We start from the raw sequence: 18,914 nt of genomic DNA on the forward strand, positions 1-18,914 counted from the left end.
GGGAGCCTCGCGAGACTCCTCTCTTTCCACCTTGGCGGCGCCTGGGCTCGGAACCCTCTAGGTTAGCGGGCAATCAGCCGACGCAGGAATTGGCGGGCCGCTTCACTGTTCTGCTTGGCAATCAGCATTTGCTTCTCGTAGATGGGCATGGGCAGTATTTCCAACCAGCGCTGACACAGCCAGGTGGCATCCTCGAACTGTTTGTCGGGATAGAGCTCATCGAGTTCGGGGTACTGATCGAACACTTCCCGCAGCCGGTTGGCCAGCAGATCGTCGCTGAAGTCGGAGTGGATGCTGGGCCAGTTGGGCAGCGACTCTACCTCGGCACGGCGCACTCCCAGCTCATCCGTCGTCATGCTGTGAATGCAGAAGCGATCCAGGCCGAGCACGGTGACGCCGAGCAGACCGTCATTGAGGGTATAGAAGTCGGTGACTCTGACCCGGGTACCTACCGGCAGGATGCGCCCGGCGGAGCCAGAGGGGGTGGACTCCTCCATGACGATGCCAAAGCCCTTGTCCTGTTCGAAAGACTCCTTGAGCATCTGCAGGTGGCGCGGCTCAAACAGTCGCAGTGGCAACTTGCCGCCCGGCAGTATGTGGGACGGTAAGGGGAACAGTGCCAGCGTGGTGTTATTCATGTTCCTTCCTCCGTTGATTCATGCTTGGAGGGAGTAATGCAGCGACCGTGCCAGACCATGAAAAAAGCCACCCTGGGATGGTGATTTCATCCCCATGTAGGTCTGTCTACATGGGGAATCAACAGCTTATCGTTTACTCTGGCTGATCTCTAACCTATGAAATTAGCCTTAGCGTGGACACTATGTGGCCATCAGATCCCTGCCTCACCGCGCAACGGGTTAAAGTTGATCGCATCTTGCAAATTTGCAAATAGTCCGGCGCAAAATGCGCATAGGCCATAGTTTGCTGAATTGAATCGCGCTTACGACCTTGATTGGGCGCTCGACCTGCTGATGTTCCCGGTCAAGCGGGGTGAGCGTGGCTCTGGCTATCTGACCGGGTGAGGGTATTACGACAGGTACAAGCAGACCTGCCCGAGCCGCTTGAGCAGTTGCAGCACAAAGACCGCCGTGAAAAGCTGGCGGTGGATTACGTGGAGCGCGTCCAGCGCCTGCTGGATGCCGCCACCAACGGCCACGTCAACGCCATGCCCGCCACCTACCTCTGGCGAGTCTGCGGCCAGCCCCTCAAGCCTTGGGGCTTCTTGCCATTACTCCCCAGCTTCAAGAGCACTGACACCCGGGATACCTTCATCACCGCCCACCTTATTCGCTGGCTCGACCCACAATGGTGGGCGCGCAAGTTGCGCAAGCTCTGGGAGCAATATCGGGAGCACAGCGCCATCTTGCTGGGCAAGGTGCGCCGGGGTGTGTCGCCCTACGTGTCCAGCTACGCCCTGCGGGCCTTCAATGCGCGCCAGCTGGCCGCCGAGCAGTGGCTCAAGAGCATGGAGGCGCACAACGAAGCGCACGGCATCACCATCTCACTGGCCGATGCGGTCGCCAGCTCCATGGCCAACCCGTCAAACCGCCGGGATGAACTGGTGGTCAGGGCGCGGGGCTTCTCCGATGCCGCCGACGAAATGGGTTATGTGGGCCTGTTCTTCACCTGGACAGCGCCGAGCCAATATCACCCGTGGAAGACAATCCCCCAGGGTCATGGCCAACCCGCCCGCACCACGGAAAACCCCAAGTATCAGGGGCACACACCCCGCGACACCAACACCTACCTAGGCACCCTCTGGAAACGCTGCCGCGCCGCGCTGGCTCGCCGGGGTATCGAGTATTTCGGCTTTCGGGTGGTCGAGCCTCACCACGATGGCACCCCGCACTGGCACTTGCTGCTGTTCGTGAACCCCGCCCAACAGCATGAGCTGATAGGCATCATGCAACGCTACGCCCTGAGTCACGATAGGGACGACCTTGAGCGCAAGCGCCACCCGGTAAGCAAACGCCCCTATAGCGACATCACCCCGCGCTTTGACTGGAAGGCAATGGATCCCGCCAAAGGCGGGGCCGTGGGCTACATCGTCAAGTACATCGCCAAGAATATCGACGGTCACCAGATAGGGGACGAAGGTGACCTTGAGGCCGAAACCGCCGCCAGTGAAGGGGCAAGACGGGTCAGGGCGTGGGCGTCACTCTGGGGCCTGCGCCAGTTTCAACAACTGGGCGGCCCCTCGGTGAGCGTGTGGCGTGAGCTTCGGCGCTTGCCTGGGCAAGTGCAAGAGAAGGAGGGGCGCACAGTAGCCCCGTTGCCGAGCGAGATTATGGAAGAGTGCCGCCGCTATGCCGACACGGCGAACTGGAAGGAGTTTACCTATTCAATGGGTGGCCCTGTGTGCCCCCGGGATGCGCGCCCGGTGCGGCTGCATCACCTGATAGACCTTGCCAAGAATAAGTACGGGGAAGATGTGACCCGGCTTGTGGGTGTGGCCGCTGGCAGTGCCGTTAAGCGAACCCGCCTTGATGGCTGGGTGCTACGCCGAAAGGCGACCGACGAGCCCGCAGAGCACGCCGAGGAGGTGTTGAGCGAGCAAAGCGAAGCAGGGTTTGGCGAGCGTAGCGAGGTGCCATTGAGCGGCGCCAGCTGCGCTCCTTGGAGCTCTGGCAATAACTGTACGGGGTGCGATAAAGATGGATAGGCTTATAAGTGAAATTTGTTCGTTAACATCCAACCCACTACCAGCACTAACTACAGTTTAGTGTATCCAAAATCGTTCAATCTGAAGGTATTGCCTTATAGTATTTGTTATTTCTCAGTGATATATTGCAGCGTAATATTTCATACATGATAGCGTTAGATGTAAAAATAGCCTGGCTTTTGTTTAAGTATTTATATGCAATCAATATTAATGATTTCGTTATAGCTTGACATTAATGAAGGCAATGTGCCTCATGGGATTAAAATGAAACCTAAAAACAAATTAGAAAATGTTTTCAAACTATCAGGAGTTCCTGATGTTACGTTCGTCGAGCCAACAGAGTACTCCAGAATGCTTGTGTCATTACGTTCCATGGGAAGGGGGCTCGTTGTTGAAGGACCTTCAGGAATAGGTAAAACCACTTGCGTCTTGAAAGCTCTTGAGGAATTAGGTGGCAGAGGTGACGTAACGATACTTTCTGGTAGGAAGCGGCGGGATATTCCAGATATAAATGCTTTGAATGATGATGAGGATTTTGGAACTGTAATAATCGATGATTTCCATAAGCTTGACGAAGAACTGAAAAGGCGACTTTCTGATTTGCTAAAAATACTAGCTGATGAGGAAAGTGAAAGCTCAAAATTAGTTTTAGTAGGTATAAATAAAACAGGGCACTCATTAATTCAATATTCGACCGACCTTAGAAATAGAATTGATATAATAAGGTTTGAGTCTAACCCAGAAGAAAAGATAGAAGAGCTGCTATCTAAAGGGGAGCAGGCTTTAAATGTAACCCTGAATGTTAAGCAAGAGATTATTACAGAGTCACAAGGTAGCTTTCATCTGGCACAAATGTTAGCGCATCATGCTTGTTTAAGAAGCAATATATTAGAGGAAGAAGACTTACTTAATGTTACGGCAATCAGCTTTGAAACTCTTAAAGAATTTTTACTTGATGAACTAGCGATAAGTTTTTCGCAGTTAACTACTAATTTTTGTAGAGGTCAACGAGTTAAGAAAGGAAGTCGAGCTCCATACCTCCATGTGTTATATTGGCTCTCTCGCTCAGAAAACATGAGTATTAGCATAGAGTCAGCCTTGATAGAACAACCCACACACAAAAACAGTGTAGGGCAAATTTTAACCAAAGGGCATTTAAAAGCACATTATGAAGGCGATGCGCTTTATTCTGACGTTATATATTACAACAATGAAACAACTGAAATATCAATAGAAGACCCAAAATATTATTTTTATATCAAAAATTTAGCGTGGTCTAAAGTTGCAAAAAAAATAGGGTTTCATGCGGTTGAATTTTCTTCAACGTATGATTACGCCTTGTCATTTGCAGGGCAAGATAGAGATGTTTCTGAATATATTTACCAAAAGCTAACTGAAAATGAAATATCAGTGTTTTATGATGTCAATGAACAGGCAAGAATATTGGCTTCAAATGTTGAAGAGTACTTAGCTCCAATATATAGAGCAGAATCTAGATTCATAATTTCTATTCTTAGCGAGCACTATCCCACAAGAATATGGTGTAAATTCGAGGCCGAGAATTTCAAAGAGCGATTCGGCACCGGTTGTATAATTCCATTACGGTTTAGTAATTGCCCAGCAGGGATGTTTGACCAAACAAATGGGATGGGGGGCTTCACTTATGATCCAACTGGGAATTTATCTGCTCAACTAGATACGTTCGTGCAATTGCTTGTTCAAAAAATACACAGCGTAAGAATTGAAGAAAGCAGTTTATAATAATTTGAGGAAGGTTTCTATGGCGTTAATTAAAGAATCAGATTTGAGAGAAAAGTTCGGAAAAGTTATCACAGAAAAGAGTATTGTTGGAGTAGAGTCTTATAGTGAAGATGGTCGCTATGATATATTTCTATCCCATAGCTACCTTGATAAGGTTGTCGTTATTTATATTAAGGAATTATTTGAGCGATTAGGCTATACAGTTTATGTCGACTGGGTTGATGACAACCAGTTAGAGCGAGAAATGGTGTGTGAGAAAACTGCAGCTATACTAAGAACTAGAATGAAAAGCTGTAGGTGTCTTTTTTTTGCTGTTTCGACAAATGCTGGTCATAGCAAATGGATGCCGTGGGAGTGTGGTTACTTTGATGGTATAAATGGTAAGGTCGCAATTTTACCTATAACATCAAATGATGAAGCAACATATAAAGGCCAAGAGTATCTAGGGCTATATCCATATATTGATGCTGTTGGTGACTCAGTTTATATAAATGACCCTAATATTTATTTCAAATTTCGTAACTTGAGGGATTGGTTGGATGAATAATAACTTGGGTGTAAGTGAGTGTCATTTGCAGTTAATTCAAAATAATATTGGAAGATTGGCTGGAAACTCTTTTATGATAAAAGGGTGGAGTATAACTTTAATATCTGCATTATTTGCCATTTCCGCGAAAGAGTCTCACCAAGAGTTTGTATTATTAGCATACTTTCCTGCAATTATCTTTTGGGGGCTTGATGGTTTTTATTTAGGTATGGAACGTCGTTTTGTGGCCATGTACACTGCAACAGTGCAAGGTACTGTTCCTTCCTATGAAATTAACCCACACAGTTTTACATCTGACAAAGCAAATATGTGGTCAGCCCTATTCTCTAGAACATTATTGCTATTCCATGGTAGTGTCATAGCCGGGATTTTAATTGTGATGATTTTCATCTAAATATAAAGTGTGAGTGACTCCCTTGCATTAATTAGATGGGGCGCTCACAATATTCCAGTTTTCATTGTATCTTTCCTTTTTAACATACGCTCATATATCACTTTTTGTACATAGTGTGTGTCATATATTTGCAGTTTCTAGATACTAAATAATAAGGCTTCTTGCACATATATTATGTGCATTGACCTCCACCACTATAAGCTTTCTACAGGGCCAATCATTAACTCATGATGCGTAGGTAAGAGCATTTCCATGTCGACAGTTGAGAGTGAGATTTTGGGCCATGTGAAGGTATCACGGACAGAGCTGAGCCACGGAATCCGCGCTCATCCGCTCCCGCCTGCGCGCCCCGTGGGAAAAAATTTTTGCAAAAATGGATTACGGCAAAACCATAGGCCCAGAGCCCGCCAGCTCTGGGCCTTACAGTTAAAATCCAAACTGAAAAGAGTGAACATTTTTTCACTGCATTACAGTTTCCAGATACCCACATCGAACAGCGTCAAATCTTCAATGTATTGTTTTAAAAGACCTTTATCAGTTTTCTGTGAGGATTTCACTGTGGAGATGTGCTTGGGTCATGAGTCCATGAAATCGAAATTTCATTTATTTTTCAATGTGTTGTAGCCAGCCAAAGCTAAATGAAAAAGTGTAAAATTGAAAAGCTCATGTGGATAGAGGTAGTATCGAACTGATAGAGGTCAACTGAGCCCTTTATCGGCGGATGATGAGTTAAATGAAATCTATATAGCACACTGTCATGGCTATGTTCTGGAAAGGATTTATGATCAGATATACTGTTTTCACACTTTCTGTAATTGGCTTGTTTGTGCTTATTCTTATACCTATTACTTGCCAAACCTGTTTACTTTATATATTCCCAGAGTGTCCTAGGCTCAACTTACATTGGTGATGAAGTGTTTCACGAAGTATTGAAAGTGATTGGATATGTTATGGCCCCCATTAGCCTTGCTGCCTCAATAGTGGTGAACTGGCTTCTATCTAAGCGGCTGTGAACTCAAACTCGGGATACATAATAATGACTCGTGCACTGATCACCTTTGCTCTGTTCTGTATGGTGCTTGCGTTAGCGATGGTCACAGTTGCAAAGCCATTATTTTCAATCTATTCAGAGTATGTCTTGGCTGGAAACTATGTTGGTGAGACCTATGCAGCGTACTTCTTCGACTTCGTTCTTTACTGCCTAGCGCCATCTTGCATGATTCTATCAATATTATTAGTGACGCTATATTATAGATACCGAGGAAAAAGGTAGAAAAAAAACCGCCTTTCGGCGGTCTCTTTTATATTGCAAACTGTTCGAGGCTTTTGCCTTGTGCTATCTGCTCGGCTATCGCCTTAGGCATGCGGCCCTGACCCGTCCAGGTCTTTTCCTGCCCATCTTCCTGATACTTATATTTTGGGGGGCGGGGAGTGCGTTTACTCTTACCCTTTTCAGCATTGGCTGCTGGCGCGGCATTGTTTACTAAGTCGCGCGGGTCGATTCCCGCCTCTTTCAGCATTTCAGTAAACTCTGCCAGTTTACGCTGATGCTCTGCCTGCTCGGCGCGTTCTTTCTCGGTTGAGTCACGGCGTTCTATATAGATGGCATCAAACTTCTCTTTCGCATCTTGCAGCTGTTCGAATGACAGCTCGCGCAGAGCAGCGCGCAGGCTACGGACATTCATGAGTGTTTTCAAAAATTCGGTCATAGCGTCCCCATTGACGATGTTTAGCAAAGAGATATTTTCGGGGAAAATAACATGAAGCGAGGAAAATAATAAAACTATTTCATTCGGATAATATTGAATCGTGATGGATTGTGTCTCTATATGCCCTGCCTGATGAGTAAGGCATTGGGTTCCGTCTTGCTCATTAGGTAGGGTGGCAAGCGAAGCGCGGCAGGGGATACCCGGACATAACAAAGCCCCGCATGGCGAGGCTTTGGCATAATATCTCTCGATGTGGTCAACGTGTGGACATTGACTGAAACAAATCCTTTTGCTTCATCTACTTAGCTAAATTATTAAAGCCACCCTGGGGTGGCTTCATTGTACTCAGTGGCGCTGTTCCAGATACATGACAGCGGCCTCGACCCGGCTCTGGGCCTCGAGCTTCTTGAGCAGGCTCTTGACGTGTACCTTGACGGTCCCCTCCGAGATATGGAGCACCGAGGCTACCTGCTTGTTGGAGAGACCCTTTGCAATTTCGCGCAGGATTTGCATTTCGCGACGCGTCAGGCTCTCGAGTTTCTGCTGCAAGTGATCCAGCTCGTAGATGTTCTCCAGATAAGGGCGCAGCGGCTCGCTCAGGATCTGCTGTCCCGTCATCACGTCGCCGAGCTGGGCCAAGAGAGTGTCGGGCTCAGTGTCCTTGAGCAGGTAGCCGTCGGCGCCTGCCTTGAGCAGGGCGACCACGTCCTGGCGGGCATCGGACACGGTCAGGATCACCACCCGGGAGGTGATCTCCTCGGCGCGCAGTGCCTTGAGGGTATCCAGACCGGAGAGACCCTTCATATTGAGGTCGAGCAGGATCAGATCGGGTTCGGCCGCCTTGGCCATGGCGATGGCGTCACTGCCGTTGGATGCTTCGCCGCATACTTCTAGGTTCTCTTCCAACGCCAGGAGTTGCACTATCCCCTTGCGCATCAGGGGGTGATCATCGACCACCAGAACTGTGTATTTTATCTCGTCCATCAGGCATCTCTTGTTAGGCTGGTGGGAAAGGTCAGGTGCACTCGGGTGCCCTTGGGGTGGATCTCGCTGATCGCCAGGACCCCATGCAGCTTGCTGGCCCGCTCGTCCATGATGCTGAGGCCATAGTGGTTGATGGCTGAACGGGCATGGCCGATACCGACACCGTCATCGGTGATTTGCACCTGAATGTTACCATCGGCAAGGGTCTCACAGCTAACATCAATCAGTTGCGCACTGGCATGTTTGATGGCGTTGAGGACGGCCTCACGGATGAGTTGCAGTATGTGAATGTGCTGGCCCGCTTCCAGATCCGTATCGGACAGACCGTAATGAAGCCTGATCTGGGCCTGAGTCTGGGGCTTGAGCTGCTCTATCATGATGTGGATTGCCTCCCCCAGATTGGCATCTCCGATGCTGAGTCTGAAGGTGCCCAGCAGCTCACGCAGCTGGGTGTAAGCATTACTGAGCCCCTCGTCTATCTGCTCCATGGCCGCCTGTGTCTTGCTGCTGTCCCCCTTGTTGAAGGCGCGCTTGAGCAGGGTGGATTGGATTTTCAAGTAAGAGAGGGCCTGGGCCAGGGAGTCGTGCAACTCGCGGGCGATGACGGCCCGCTCCTCCATCAACAACAAGCGCTGTTGCTGCAAGAGCGTCTGATCCTTGTGCAGGACCTGGGCCAGCAGCATGGAAAAGTTCTTCATCAGCCGCTCGTCGATGGGGTGGGGGCTGATGATGTCGAGGCGGCCAAACTCCCTGTCATCCATCTGCAAATAGAAGCTCACCACCGCCTCGAGTTCCCCAGGCCAGCCACTGCGCCCGGTGAGGTAGACCGGCATGGCATTGTGTTCGAAACGGGTCAGCCGTATGTGCGCTATCTGCTGATGAGCGGCGGCCCGGTCGAGCAGCTTTTGCAGGGTGTGGCCGCTTAAGGGGGCGGCGTGCAGCTTCTGGGCCGTGGTGTAGAGGAAGGAGAGGGTATCATTGGCCTGCTGCAGCTTGGCGGTCTTCTCTTCGACCTTGCTCTCCAAGTCCCGATAGAGCTTGCCCAGTTCGGTGGCCATGGTGCCAAAGGCGTCGGACAGCTCCCCCAACTCGTTGTCGCAGTGGGGGGGCAGAGTGAGGTCAAATTCACGCCGCTGGACCTGGCGGGCGCAATAGACCAGCTGGTTGAGGGGGGCCACCACCTGCTGGCGAGTGAAGCGCACCGTGAACCAGGCGATGGTGATGATGGAGATGAGCCCCAGCCCCTCGGCCAGCGCCAGCATGCGCACCTTGAATTCGACGTGGTACTGCATCTGGTTGACGAAGTCATCGATGGCGGCGACGAACTGCTCCGTGTTGTCTATGTAGCGCTGGGGGGTCGCCTGCTCTATGTGGCTGCGCATCAACTGCCACTGGCGCAGCACTTCGCCATAGGTAAGGCGCAGGGCCGCCGGGGTTATCCAGCGCTGGGTCTCTTGCAGCTCCTTGGCATTGAGCGTCTGCTCGAATTGATCCAGCCGCTTGAGGGCAGGCTGCCCCTGACCAATCTCATAGGCCATGCGATAGGCCTGCATCCGCAAGGATCCGGACAGATTGATGGCCTTGGCATCGGGCACCGAGTAGAAGAGGGTGACCATGGCCACCAGGGCGATCAGGCTCGCCATAAACAGGATCAGCATCATGGAGCGACCGATGGCGCTACTGACCGAATGAACCCTGAACCATTGCCCCATGTAGCCTCTGCGCCGCTGAAATACCCCATAAGTTGCGTGGGAGTGTACTCCAACTTGTGCTAGCATCGAAAAACTAGATGAACTCCGAGCATTTTCGCCTAAGTCTTTGGATAAGGGGAAGATTGCCGACAGCCGACATGCGCGCTGTAAGGGTCAGGAAAGAAATGCCCTGGCCTCCCGTATTTGGAAAGGTGTTTATGTTGCCACTTGAAGATGGTTTTTCCCGTCGTTTTTACTATTTGCGCCTGTCGATCACCGATGTGTGCAATTTTCGTTGTACCTATTGCCTGCCGGACGGTTATCGCCCCGAGGGGCGCAAGTCCTTCCTCTCTGTCGATGAGATCCGCCGGGTAGTGTCCGGTTTTGCTGCCATGGGCACCCGCAAGGTGCGCCTGACCGGTGGTGAACCCTCCCTGCGCCGTGATTTCACCGAGATCATCGAGACGGTGGCGGCGACTCCTGGCATCGACAAGATAGCCATGACCACCAATGGTTATCGACTCAAGGAGCGGGCCGCCGAATGGCGAGCCGCCGGGCTGACCGCGCTCAATGTCAGTGTCGACAGCCTGGACCCGCGCCAGTTCCACCAGATCACCGGTGAAAACAAGCTGGCCGAGATCATGGATGGGATAGAGGCGGCACTCAATGCCGGTTTTCCCTCGGTCAAAGTCAATGCCGTGCTGCTCAGGGGGCTCAATGATGGCCAGCTTGCCGAGTTCTTGGCCTGGATCCGGGACAAGCCCATCGAGCTGCGCTTCATCGAGTTGATGCAGACGGGGGAGATGGACACGCTGTTTCGCGATCGTCACGTCAGCGGCGAGACCATCAAGGCGCACTTGCTTGAGCAGGGCTGGCTGCAGCAGTTGCGAGGGGTGGATGATGGCCCGGCGCAAGTGTTCCAGCACTCGGGCTCGCGCGGCAGCATTGGCCTCATCATGCCTTACAGCAAGGATTTCTGCGCCGGTTGCAACCGGCTGCGGGTCTCTTCCGTCGGCAAGCTGCATCTGTGCCTGTTTGGGGAGAGTGGTGTCGAGCTCAGGGATCTGCTGAGTGCCGACCAGCAACAGGATGAGCTGATCCAGCGCATTCGAGTCGCCCTGCTCGGCAAGGCCGCGACCCATCACCTCCACGAAGGGAATGCGGGCATGACCCCTCATCTCGCTTCGATCGGCGGGTAAGCCTCAAACAAGCCTATCTTCCCTGCCGGATTGCCTATTAGGGGGTATCTTGACGGATATCCCCTACGATTTTTTGCGCCAAGGGATTGATCCAGCGCAATAATCCCCCCTGTTTATCCCCCTGGTGGTATATCCCTTACCTTGTTGAGTCCGCAAAATAGGCCCACTATTAGAATAGGTATTACAGATGCCATTCTTATTTCGCCTGTTCAGGCCAGGTTTTTCGGGGTTCACAAGGAGTGGATATGTCCGATGGGGTCAAGCTGTCACGCCGGCACCTGCTGCGCGGCCGTTTCAAGGCTGTGACACCTGCTGCCCAGTTGCCCTGGTCACTGCCCTGGCCCGCGTTTGTCGCCGATTGCAGCCGCTGTGGTGATTGCCTCACCGCCTGCCCCGAACAGATCATCATCAAAGGGGATGGCGGCTTTCCTGAACTCGACTTCAGCCGGGGTGAGTGCAGCTTCTGTGGCGACTGTGCGAGCGCTTGCAGCGAGCCGCTGTTTCGCCCGACTGAACAATCCCCCTGGGACTATGTCGCCCACATAGCCGAAAGCTGCCTGGCCAACGGCCAGGTCTATTGCCAGCGCTGCCAGGATAGCTGCGAGGCGAGGGCAATCCGCTTTATCCCCATACTCGGTCGGGTGCCAACCCCAAGCGTGGATGCCGCCCTGTGCACCGGGTGTGGCGCCTGCGTCGCAGATTGCCCGGTTGACAGTATCAAGGTGGCCAGCCCGGCCGCGAAGGAGCATGAATGAAACCGCAGCCAGCCGATGTCCAGCTTGAGCAGGAATACCACGTATCCAGCCTGGTGGTATTGACCCAGCCTCCCTTGCGCCATCGGCTTGCCGAGCAGATTGGCGCCCTCGAAGGGGCCGAGGTGCATGTAGTCAGTGAGGAGGGCAAGTTGGTTGTCACCCTGGAGGGGCCGAGTCAGCGCCCCATCATGGCGGCCATCGATGCGATCAATGCCATGCCGGGGGTGCTCTCCGCAGGTCTCATCTACCACCAGTTCGATGAGCGCGATGTCCAATGCAAGGAATAACACGCCATGGCGCTGAGTCAGCGTGGCTCATCATGATGGTCATCGATGCCATCAACGGGATGCCGGGGGTACTGCCTGCCGGTCTCATCTACCATCAGTTCGATAATAACGATAAGCAATGTGAGGAAATGTCATGAAGCTGAGTCGACGCGACTTTATGAAGGCCAACGCGGTCGCAGCCGCGGCGGCCGTGGCCGGTGTCAGTGCTCCCGCCCTGGCGGCCAACCTGATCACCAGTACTGACAAGACTGCCATCAAATGGGACAAGGCACCCTGCCGCTTCTGCGGTACCGGCTGCTCCGTGCTGGTGGGTTCCCAGGCCGGGCGCGTGGTGGCGACCCAGGGCGATCCGGAGGCCCCGGTCAACCGCGGTCTGAACTGCATCAAGGGCTATTTCCTGTCAAAAATCATGTATGGCGAGGATCGCCTGACCCAGCCTCTGCTGCGCATGACCAATGGCAAGTTCGACAAAAGTGGCGACTTCGCGCCCATCAGCTGGGATCAGGCGTTCGACATCATGGCCGAGAAGTTCAAGGCCACCCTCAAAGAGAAGGGCCCGACCGCGGTCGGCATGTTCGGCTCGGGCCAGTGGACCGTCTGGGAAGGCTACGCCGCCGCCAAGCTGATGAAGGCGGGTTTCCGCTCCAATAACCTGGATCCCAACGCCCGTCACTGCATGGCCTCGGCCGTGGTCGGCTTCATGCGTACCTTCGGCATGGACGAACCCATGGGCTGTTACGATGACATCGAACAGGCGGACGCCTTCGTGTTGTGGGGCTCCAACATGGCCGAGATGCATCCCATCCTCTGGTCACGGATCTCGGATCGCCGCCTCTCCCATCAAGAGGTGCAGGTGCATGTGCTCTCCACCTTCGAGCATCGCAGCTTCGAGCTGGCCGACAACGGCATGGTGTTCACGCCCCAGACCGACTTGGCGATCCTCAACTACATCGCCAACTACATCATCCAGAACGACAAGGTGAACTGGGAGTTCGTCAACAAGCACACCCAGTTCCGCAAGGGGGTCACCGACATCGGCTACGGCCTGCGTCCGACTCACCCGACCCAGCAGAAAGCCAAGAACCCGGACAGCGGCGACTCCACCCCGATGAGCTTCGACGACTTCGCCAAGTTCGTGGCTGATTACGATGTCGACTCCGTGGCCAAGCTCTCCGGTGTGCCCAAAGAGAAGCTGGAAAAATTGGCGCAGATCTATGCCGATCCGAGCAAAAAAGTGGTCTCCTACTGGACCATGGGCTTCAACCAGCACACCCGCGGCGTCTGGGCCAACAACCTCTGCTACAACATCCACCTGCTGACCGGCAAGATCTCCACCCCGGGCAGCGGTCCCTTCTCCCTGACCGGCCAGCCTTCCGCCTGTGGCACCGCCCGGGAAGTGGGCACCTTCGCCCATCGCCTGCCCGCCGACATGGTGGTCACTGACCCCAAGCACCGCGCCATCGCCGAGAAGATCTGGAAACTGCCGGAAGGCACCATCCCGGACAAGGTGGGTTATCACGCCGTGCTGCAGAGCCGCATGCTCAAGGATGGCAAGCTCAATGCCTACTGGGTGATGTGCAACAACAACATGCAGGCCGGCCCGAACATGAACGAGGAGGGGCTGCCCGGTTATCGCAACCCGGCCAACTTCATCGTGGTCTCCGACCCGTACCCGACCGTGACCGCCCAGGCGGCCGATCTCATCTTGCCCACCGCCATGTGGGTGGAGAAAGAGGGCGCCTATGGCAACGCCGAGCGCCGCACCCAGTTCTGGCACCAGCAGGTCAAGGCACCGGAAGGGGCCAAGTCCGACTTGTGGCAGCTGATGGAGTTTGCCAAGCGCTTCACCGTGGAAGAGGTGTGGCCGGCGGAACTGATCGCCAAGATGCCGGAAGTGAAGGGCAAGACCCTCTATGAGGTGCTCTACAAGAACGGTCAGGTCGATCAGTTCCCCAAAGCGCAGAGCAAGGGCGAGCTCAACGACGAGGCTGAGCACTTTGGCTTCTATGTGCAAAAAGGCCTGTTTGAAGAGTACGCATCCTTCGGTCGCGGTCATGGTCATGACCTGGCGCCGTTCGATCGTTACCACGAAGAGCGCGGTCTGCGCTGGCCCGTGGTCGATGGCAAGGAGACCCTGTGGCGCTATCGGGAAGGGTTCGACCCTTATGTGAAGGCGGGGGAGGGGGTGAACTTCTACGGCAAACCCGATGGCCGTGCGGTCATCTTCGCGCTGCCTTATGAGGCGGCCGCCGAGTCCCCGGATCAGGAGTTCGATCTCTGGCTCTCCACCGGCCGCGTGCTGGAGCACTGGCACACCGGCACCATGACCCGTCGGGTCCCCGAGCTCTATCGCGCCTTCCCGGATGCGGTGCTGTTCATGCACCCGGAAGATGCCAAGGCTCGCGGCGTGCGCCGTGGTGAGGAGGTGATCGTCTCCTCCCGCCGGGGCGAGGTGAAGACCCGGGTCGAGACCCGAGGCCGCAACAAGCCGCCCAGAGGACTGGTGTTCATGCCCTTCTTCGATGCGAGCCAGCTGGTCAACAAGTTGACCCTGGATGCCACGGATCCGCTCTCCAAAGAGACGGATTACAAGAAGTGTGCGGTCAAGGTCGCCAAGGCCTGAGGCAACAGGCATTGATGAGCGCCCGGCCGCCGGGCGACGCTCGCTTGCTACCCAGGGGCCTGCCCGGCGTGGGCCCTGGCGGATAACATGTTCGGAGAACAAATAATGAAGAAGCTGATTGGAGCAATGTTGGCCTGCCTGATGGCGGGGAGTCTGATGGCTGCCGAGGCACCACAGGTCACCACCGAGAGCGGCGGCGTCAAGTCCCTGCGCAACAGTGCGGATCTTGCCGTCGAGGCACCCGCGGCCCAGATGAAGAACTTTCGCAAGGATGGCGATCTTTATACCCGCCAATACATGCATCAGCCGCCGCTGATCCCCCATGACATTCGCAACTATGAGATAGACAAGAAGGTCAACAAGTGCCTGGCCTGTCATAGCTTCAAGAATGCCACCGCCATGAAGGCGCCCAAGATAAGCCCGACCCATTTCGAGTCGCGAGATGGCCTGACCCTGGGCGAAGTCTCGCCGCGCCGCTACTTCTGCTTGCAGTGTCATGTGCCGCAGACCGATGCCAAGCCGCTGGTGGACAATACTTTCAAACCGGTCGATGCGCTGAACTAAGGAGTCATTAGATGAAATTACCCGGTTTTGTGCAGCGGATCTGGACCACCTTCAAGTCGCCCTCCAAGGCGGCGCTCTGGGTGCTGCTGATGATGGGCTTCTTTGGCGGCGTCATCTTCTGGGGCGGTTTCAACACTGCCATGGAAGCCTCCAACACCGAGAAGTTCTGCACTGGCTGTCATGAGATGAAAGACAACGTCTTCGTCGAGTATCGCGACACCATCCACTATGCCAACCGTTCCGGGGTGCGGGCCAGCTGCCCGGACTGCCACGTCCCCCACGAGTGGACCTACAAGATCATTCGCAAGGTGCAGGCTTCCAAGGAGCTGTGGGGCATGTTGACCGGCAAGGTGGACACCCGCGAGAAGTTCGAGTCTCACCGCCGGGAGATGGCGGAGCGGGAGTGGCAGCGGATGAAAGACACGGACTCGAGGGAGTGTCGCAACTGTCACAACTTCGAGTACATGGACTTCTCCTTGCAAGGACGGCGCGCCGCTCAGATGCACGCCACCAACCTGGCCAGTGGCGAGAATACCTGCGTCGATTGCCACAAGGGGATTGCGCACCAGCTGCCTGACATGACAGGGGTCAAGGGATTCTGATCGGAGTACCTTCGCAAGACAGGCCGGGTTAGCCCGGCCTGTTGTTATGAGCCTGAATGGGCGCTGCGAGCAGATTAATGAGCCTATTCACCCCACTCCCCGACAACTTTTGGTAGAATCCATCCCCAGCAAGGATATTGCCAATCAGATCCAATTGGCTGGCCTCGCCCCTGGCTGGCGTACCGAAAGCATCCTACCCCCTCTTCGCCTCGTGCTCGATGATTTACAGGAATTGTTCAATGGCAGCAGACATCAGCGAATTCACCCCCCTCAACATTGCCGTACTGACGGTCTCTGACAGCCGAGGTGCCGCCGACGACAGCTCGGGGGATTACCTGGCATCGGCCCTGACCGATGCGGGACATCAGCTGGCGGATAGAGCGTTGTGCGCCGACAACCTGTTCCGGGTACGGGCTCAGGTCAGTCAGTGGATCGTTGATGAGAGTGTGCAGGTGGTGCTGATCAATGGCGGCACCGGCTTCAATGAGCAAAACCGGGTCCCGGAGGCGGTGGGTGTGCTGTTCGAACGCACCGTGCAGGGCTTTGGCGAGATGTTCCGTCAGCTCTCGTTTGCCGAGATCAAGGGCTCGGCCATGCAGAGCCGCGCCCTGGCCGGGCTCGCCAACCGCACCCTTATCTGCTGTTTGCCCGGATCCACGGGGGCCTGCCAACTGGGGTGGGAGAAGCTGATCCGGGATCAGCTCGATGTCCGCACCCGGCCATGCAACTTCGCGACCCAGCTGATCAGATGATCCGCGCCATCCTTTCCTTTTCCGGGCGGCATACCGCGCCATCAGTGACGAGTAACAGCCAATGAGTTTGACCCATCTAAACCAGAGCGGCGAGGCCCACATGGTGGACGTCACCGACAAGCAGGTTACCGAGCGCGAGGCCCGCGCCGAAGCCTTCGTGACCATGGCCCCCGCCACCCTGGCCCTGATCCTCGGCGGTCAGCACCACAAGGGCGACGTGTTCGCCACCGCCCGCATCGCCGGCATCATGGCGGCCAAGAAGACCGCCGATCTGATCCCGCTCTGCCATCCGCTGGCCCTCACCCGGGTGGAGGTAGAGATTGAGCCCCAACCCGAGCACAATAGGGTCCATATTCGCACCCTCTGCAAGCTCTCCGGCAAGACCGGGGTGGAGATGGAAGCGCTCACCGCGGCGTCCGTGGCGGCGCTCACCATCTACGACATGTGCAAGGCGGTGCAAAAGGACATGGTGATCGAGCAAGTCAGGCTGGTGGAGAAGAAAGGCGGCAAGTCCGGCCACTTCCTGGCCCCGGCTGCCGATGGCGGTGCACAACAGAATGCGGGAGAGCCGTCATGATCAAGGTTCTGTTTTTTGCCCAAGTCAGGGAGCTGGTCGGCTGCGACGAGCTCAGTCTGCCCTGCGACTATGCCAGCGCCGAAGATCTGCGCAGCGCGCTGTGCGAACGCGGTGACAAGTGGGCCCTGGCACTCGAGTCCGGCAAGTTGCTGGTGGCGATCAACCAGACCCTGGTGCCGCTCGAGACGCCGCTTAATGATGGCGATGAAGTGGCCTTCTTCCCCCCTGTGACCGGAGGCTGACCATGAGCGAGATAACGACCGTGGATCGCACCACTGAGCTGTGCGGTGGCGATGAAGTGGCCTTCTTCCCTCTCTTTCCAGTAACGACCGGAGGCTGACCATGAGCGAGATAACGACCGTGGATCGCACCACTGAGCTGTGGGACGGGGATGAGGCCGCCTTCTTCCCTCTCCTTCCAGTAACGACCGGAGGCTGATGCCATGAGCGACGCAGCCATCACCGACCGCATCCTGGTGCAGCGGGCCGACTTCTCCCTGGGGGAGGAGTATGAGCGCCTCGCCGCCCGCCATGACAGCGGCGCCATCGTCACCTTCGTCGGCAAGGTGCGCGACTTCAACCAGGGGGAGCAGGTCTTGGGGCTGGCGCTCGAGCACTACCCCGGCATGACCGAGAAGGCGTTGGCCGATATAGTCACCGAGGCGCGTACCCGCTGGCCGCTGCAGGAGTGCACCCTCATTCACCGCATCGGCGAGCTGCTGCTCGGCGATCAGATTGTGCTGGTGGCGGTGAGCAGTGCCCATAGAGACGCTGCGTTTGAGGCTTGTCACTTCATCATGGATTTCTTGAAGACCCGGGCGCCGTTCTGGAAGAAGGAACTGACCGCCGAGGGGATACAACGCTGGGTCGAGGCCAAGCAGAGCGACAACACCGCCGCGGCACGCTGGCAGTCAGGGGAATAGACCCCGTCACAGGATCTGGTCACGAAGGATCCGCAACCAGGAGTAAGGGAATGAAACCGCTGTTATCTGTTGTCATGCTGGGGATCTGCGCCGCGGCGCTGCACACCACCGCCGTGCAGGCCGATGAGGTCAAGGTCGCCGTGGCCGCCAACTTCAAGAGCACCATAGAGCGTATCGGCAAGGAGTTCACCGCCAAGACGGGCCACAGCGTCGTCATCAGCTCGGCGGCCACTGGGGTGCTCTACACCCAGATCACCCACGGTGCCCCCTTCGATCTTTTCCTCTCAGCCGATGTGGCCACCCCGCAAAAGCTGGAGAAAGAGGGCAGGGGCAGCGAGCGTTTCACCTACGCCATCGGCCAGCTGGGCCTGTGGAAGAAGGGCGGCCCGGCACCCGATGAGGCCACCCTGCGCGACTGGAAGGGCAACCTCGCCATCGCCAACCCGCGTACCGCGCCCTACGGCGCAGCGGCCATGGCAACCCTTGAGCAGCTCAAGATCGATCCCAAGCAGTACCGTCTGCTGACCGGCGCCAACATCAGCCAGACCTGGCAGTTCGTGGACACCGGCAATGCCGAGCTGGGCTTTGTGGCCTGGGCCAATCTGGTGGAAGCCGGTAAAACCGGCGAAGCCTGGGCCGTGCCAAATGCGCTCTATCCGGCCATCGAGCAGCAGGGATTGATCCTGAAGAAGGGCGAGGCGGTCGAAGCCCTGGTGGCCTGGCTGAAGGGCCCGGGTCAGGACGCCATCAAGGCTGCGGGTTATGCCCTGCCGCAGTGACGGCATGAGTGCTGACCCCGCATGGTGACTGGCCAGCCCCTGGGCTGGCCAGTCTTCAAGATAAGGATGCAAAACATGCTGTTGTCTGAATCCAGCCGGGGCTCCT

At 55.4% G+C, this 18,914-nt stretch carries 19 protein-coding genes and 1 riboswitch; of the genes, 15 read left to right on the forward strand and 4 right to left on the reverse strand.

The window, feature by feature from the left end:
• Positions 1–62: 62 nt before the first annotated feature.
• Positions 63–638, reverse strand: a complete 576-nt coding sequence (locus M2367_RS02920) for an LON peptidase substrate-binding domain-containing protein (protein ID WP_042043356.1) — start codon at positions 636–638, stop codon at positions 63–65.
• Between the two features lie 380 nt (positions 639–1,018).
• On the opposite strand from M2367_RS02920, the gene M2367_RS02925 reads away from it, so the two are divergent.
• The 4 genes from M2367_RS02925 (at position 1,019) to M2367_RS02940 (ending at position 5,364) form a co-directional block, all read left to right on the forward strand.
• Entirely contained in the window at positions 1,019–2,662 is a 1,644-nt protein-coding gene (locus M2367_RS02925; protein WP_259235710.1) for a replication endonuclease, read from the forward strand.
• Between the two features lie 264 nt (positions 2,663–2,926).
• The gene (locus M2367_RS02930; RefSeq protein ID WP_259235711.1) at positions 2,927–4,423 is read left to right on the forward strand and encodes a TIR domain-containing protein; all 1,497 of its coding nucleotides are present in this window, start codon (positions 2,927–2,929) and stop codon (positions 4,421–4,423) included.
• 19 nt (positions 4,424–4,442) lie between these two features.
• Positions 4,443–4,970: a toll/interleukin-1 receptor domain-containing protein gene (locus M2367_RS02935; RefSeq protein ID WP_259235712.1), complete on the forward strand. Its 528-nt coding sequence runs from the start codon at positions 4,443–4,445 to the stop codon at positions 4,968–4,970.
• Positions 4,963–5,364, forward strand: coding sequence for a hypothetical protein (locus M2367_RS02940; protein WP_259235713.1), 402 nt, complete (start codon positions 4,963–4,965; stop codon positions 5,362–5,364). The genes M2367_RS02935 and M2367_RS02940 overlap by 8 nt, the downstream gene beginning before the upstream one ends.
• Positions 5,365–6,665: 1,301 nt before the next feature.
• Here M2367_RS02940 and M2367_RS02945 read toward each other — a convergent pair.
• From M2367_RS02945 to narQ, 3 genes are all read right to left on the reverse strand, one after another.
• Positions 6,666–7,073: an H-NS family nucleoid-associated regulatory protein gene (locus M2367_RS02945; RefSeq protein ID WP_259235714.1), complete on the reverse strand. Its 408-nt coding sequence runs from the start codon at positions 7,071–7,073 to the stop codon at positions 6,666–6,668.
• A gap of 345 nt (positions 7,074–7,418) precedes the next feature.
• Positions 7,419–8,057, reverse strand: a complete 639-nt coding sequence (narL, locus tag M2367_RS02950) for a two-component system response regulator NarL (protein ID WP_042043357.1) — start codon at positions 8,055–8,057, stop codon at positions 7,419–7,421.
• Positions 8,057–9,769, reverse strand: coding sequence for a nitrate/nitrite two-component system sensor histidine kinase NarQ (gene narQ / locus M2367_RS02955; RefSeq protein ID WP_042043358.1), 1,713 nt, complete (start codon positions 9,767–9,769; stop codon positions 8,057–8,059). Before narQ ends, narL begins: the two co-directional genes overlap by 1 nt.
• A 70-nt stretch (positions 9,770–9,839) precedes the next feature.
• Positions 9,840–9,979, forward strand: a riboswitch (molybdenum cofactor riboswitch).
• Between narQ and moaA the strand changes: the two genes are divergently transcribed.
• The 11 genes from moaA (at position 9,967) to modA (ending at position 18,808) form a co-directional block, all read left to right on the forward strand.
• The gene (moaA, locus tag M2367_RS02960; RefSeq protein WP_259235715.1) at positions 9,967–10,947 is read left to right on the forward strand and encodes a GTP 3',8-cyclase MoaA; all 981 of its coding nucleotides are present in this window, start codon (positions 9,967–9,969) and stop codon (positions 10,945–10,947) included. (Overlaps the previous riboswitch by 13 nt.)
• A gap of 245 nt (positions 10,948–11,192) precedes the next feature.
• Complete coding sequence (gene napF / locus M2367_RS02965; protein ID WP_259235716.1) at positions 11,193–11,702, forward strand: ferredoxin-type protein NapF; 510 nt, start codon at positions 11,193–11,195, stop codon at positions 11,700–11,702.
• Positions 11,699–11,989, forward strand: coding sequence for a chaperone NapD (locus tag M2367_RS02970; RefSeq protein WP_259235717.1), 291 nt, complete (start codon positions 11,699–11,701; stop codon positions 11,987–11,989). The genes napF and M2367_RS02970 overlap by 4 nt, the downstream gene beginning before the upstream one ends.
• 133 nt (positions 11,990–12,122) lie before the next feature.
• The gene (gene napA, locus M2367_RS02975) at positions 12,123–14,612 is read left to right on the forward strand and encodes a nitrate reductase catalytic subunit NapA (RefSeq protein ID WP_259235718.1); all 2,490 of its coding nucleotides are present in this window, start codon (positions 12,123–12,125) and stop codon (positions 14,610–14,612) included.
• Positions 14,613–14,717: 105 nt separating this feature from the next.
• Entirely contained in the window at positions 14,718–15,176 is a 459-nt protein-coding gene (locus tag M2367_RS02980) for a nitrate reductase cytochrome c-type subunit (RefSeq protein WP_224430806.1), read from the forward strand.
• A gap of 11 nt (positions 15,177–15,187) precedes the next feature.
• On the forward strand, positions 15,188–15,778 hold the full coding sequence (locus M2367_RS02985) for a cytochrome c3 family protein (RefSeq protein ID WP_042043366.1): 591 nt from the start codon (positions 15,188–15,190) through the stop codon (positions 15,776–15,778).
• 239 nt (positions 15,779–16,017) lie between these two features.
• A complete protein-coding gene (gene moaB / locus M2367_RS02990) occupies positions 16,018–16,530 on the forward strand; it encodes a molybdenum cofactor biosynthesis protein B (protein ID WP_259235719.1) in 513 nt (170 codons plus the stop codon).
• 61 nt (positions 16,531–16,591) lie between these two features.
• Positions 16,592–17,107: a cyclic pyranopterin monophosphate synthase MoaC gene (gene moaC, locus M2367_RS02995; protein WP_259235720.1), complete on the forward strand. Its 516-nt coding sequence runs from the start codon at positions 16,592–16,594 to the stop codon at positions 17,105–17,107.
• Entirely contained in the window at positions 17,104–17,349 is a 246-nt protein-coding gene (gene moaD / locus M2367_RS03000) for a molybdopterin synthase sulfur carrier subunit (RefSeq protein ID WP_259235721.1), read from the forward strand. The genes moaC and moaD overlap by 4 nt, the downstream gene beginning before the upstream one ends.
• A 200-nt stretch (positions 17,350–17,549) precedes the next feature.
• The gene (moaE, locus tag M2367_RS03005) at positions 17,550–18,029 is read left to right on the forward strand and encodes a molybdopterin synthase catalytic subunit MoaE (protein ID WP_259235722.1); all 480 of its coding nucleotides are present in this window, start codon (positions 17,550–17,552) and stop codon (positions 18,027–18,029) included.
• 50 nt (positions 18,030–18,079) lie between these two features.
• Positions 18,080–18,808, forward strand: a complete 729-nt coding sequence (gene modA / locus M2367_RS03010; RefSeq protein WP_259235723.1) for a molybdate ABC transporter substrate-binding protein — start codon at positions 18,080–18,082, stop codon at positions 18,806–18,808.
• Positions 18,809–18,914 lie beyond the last annotated feature (106 nt).

It is taken from the genome of Aeromonas sp. BIGb0445, from assembly GCF_024809075.1.
GTDB classification, from domain to species: Bacteria; Pseudomonadota; Gammaproteobacteria; order Enterobacterales; family Aeromonadaceae; genus Aeromonas; species Aeromonas rivuli.

Excerpts from the sequence above, each read along its gene's own strand:
- modA (WP_259235723.1), top strand. The coding sequence starts at position 18,080 with ATGAAACCGCTGTTATCTGTTGTCATGCTGGGGATCTGCGCCGCGGCG.
- narQ (WP_042043358.1), bottom strand. The coding sequence starts at position 9,769 with ATGGGGCAATGGTTCAGGGTTCATTCGGTCAGTAGCGCCATCGGTCGC.
- moaD (WP_259235721.1), top strand. The coding sequence starts at position 17,104 with ATGATCAAGGTTCTGTTTTTTGCCCAAGTCAGGGAGCTGGTCGGCTGC.
- moaE (WP_259235722.1), top strand. The coding sequence starts at position 17,550 with ATGAGCGACGCAGCCATCACCGACCGCATCCTGGTGCAGCGGGCCGAC.
- M2367_RS02980 (WP_224430806.1), top strand. The coding sequence starts at position 14,718 with ATGAAGAAGCTGATTGGAGCAATGTTGGCCTGCCTGATGGCGGGGAGT.
- moaB (WP_259235719.1), top strand. The coding sequence starts at position 16,018 with ATGGCAGCAGACATCAGCGAATTCACCCCCCTCAACATTGCCGTACTG.
- napA (WP_259235718.1), top strand. The coding sequence starts at position 12,123 with ATGAAGCTGAGTCGACGCGACTTTATGAAGGCCAACGCGGTCGCAGCC.
- narL (WP_042043357.1), bottom strand. The coding sequence starts at position 8,057 with ATGGACGAGATAAAATACACAGTTCTGGTGGTCGATGATCACCCCCTG.
- M2367_RS02985 (WP_042043366.1), top strand. The coding sequence starts at position 15,188 with ATGAAATTACCCGGTTTTGTGCAGCGGATCTGGACCACCTTCAAGTCG.
- moaC (WP_259235720.1), top strand. The coding sequence starts at position 16,592 with ATGAGTTTGACCCATCTAAACCAGAGCGGCGAGGCCCACATGGTGGAC.
- M2367_RS02940 (WP_259235713.1), top strand. The coding sequence starts at position 4,963 with ATGAATAATAACTTGGGTGTAAGTGAGTGTCATTTGCAGTTAATTCAA.
- moaA (WP_259235715.1), top strand. The coding sequence starts at position 9,967 with ATGTTGCCACTTGAAGATGGTTTTTCCCGTCGTTTTTACTATTTGCGC.
- M2367_RS02945 (WP_259235714.1), bottom strand. The coding sequence starts at position 7,073 with ATGACCGAATTTTTGAAAACACTCATGAATGTCCGTAGCCTGCGCGCT.
- M2367_RS02935 (WP_259235712.1), top strand. The coding sequence starts at position 4,443 with ATGGCGTTAATTAAAGAATCAGATTTGAGAGAAAAGTTCGGAAAAGTT.
- napF (WP_259235716.1), top strand. The coding sequence starts at position 11,193 with ATGTCCGATGGGGTCAAGCTGTCACGCCGGCACCTGCTGCGCGGCCGT.
- M2367_RS02970 (WP_259235717.1), top strand. The coding sequence starts at position 11,699 with ATGAAACCGCAGCCAGCCGATGTCCAGCTTGAGCAGGAATACCACGTA.
- M2367_RS02930 (WP_259235711.1), top strand. The coding sequence starts at position 2,927 with ATGAAACCTAAAAACAAATTAGAAAATGTTTTCAAACTATCAGGAGTT.
- M2367_RS02920 (WP_042043356.1), bottom strand. The coding sequence starts at position 638 with ATGAATAACACCACGCTGGCACTGTTCCCCTTACCGTCCCACATACTG.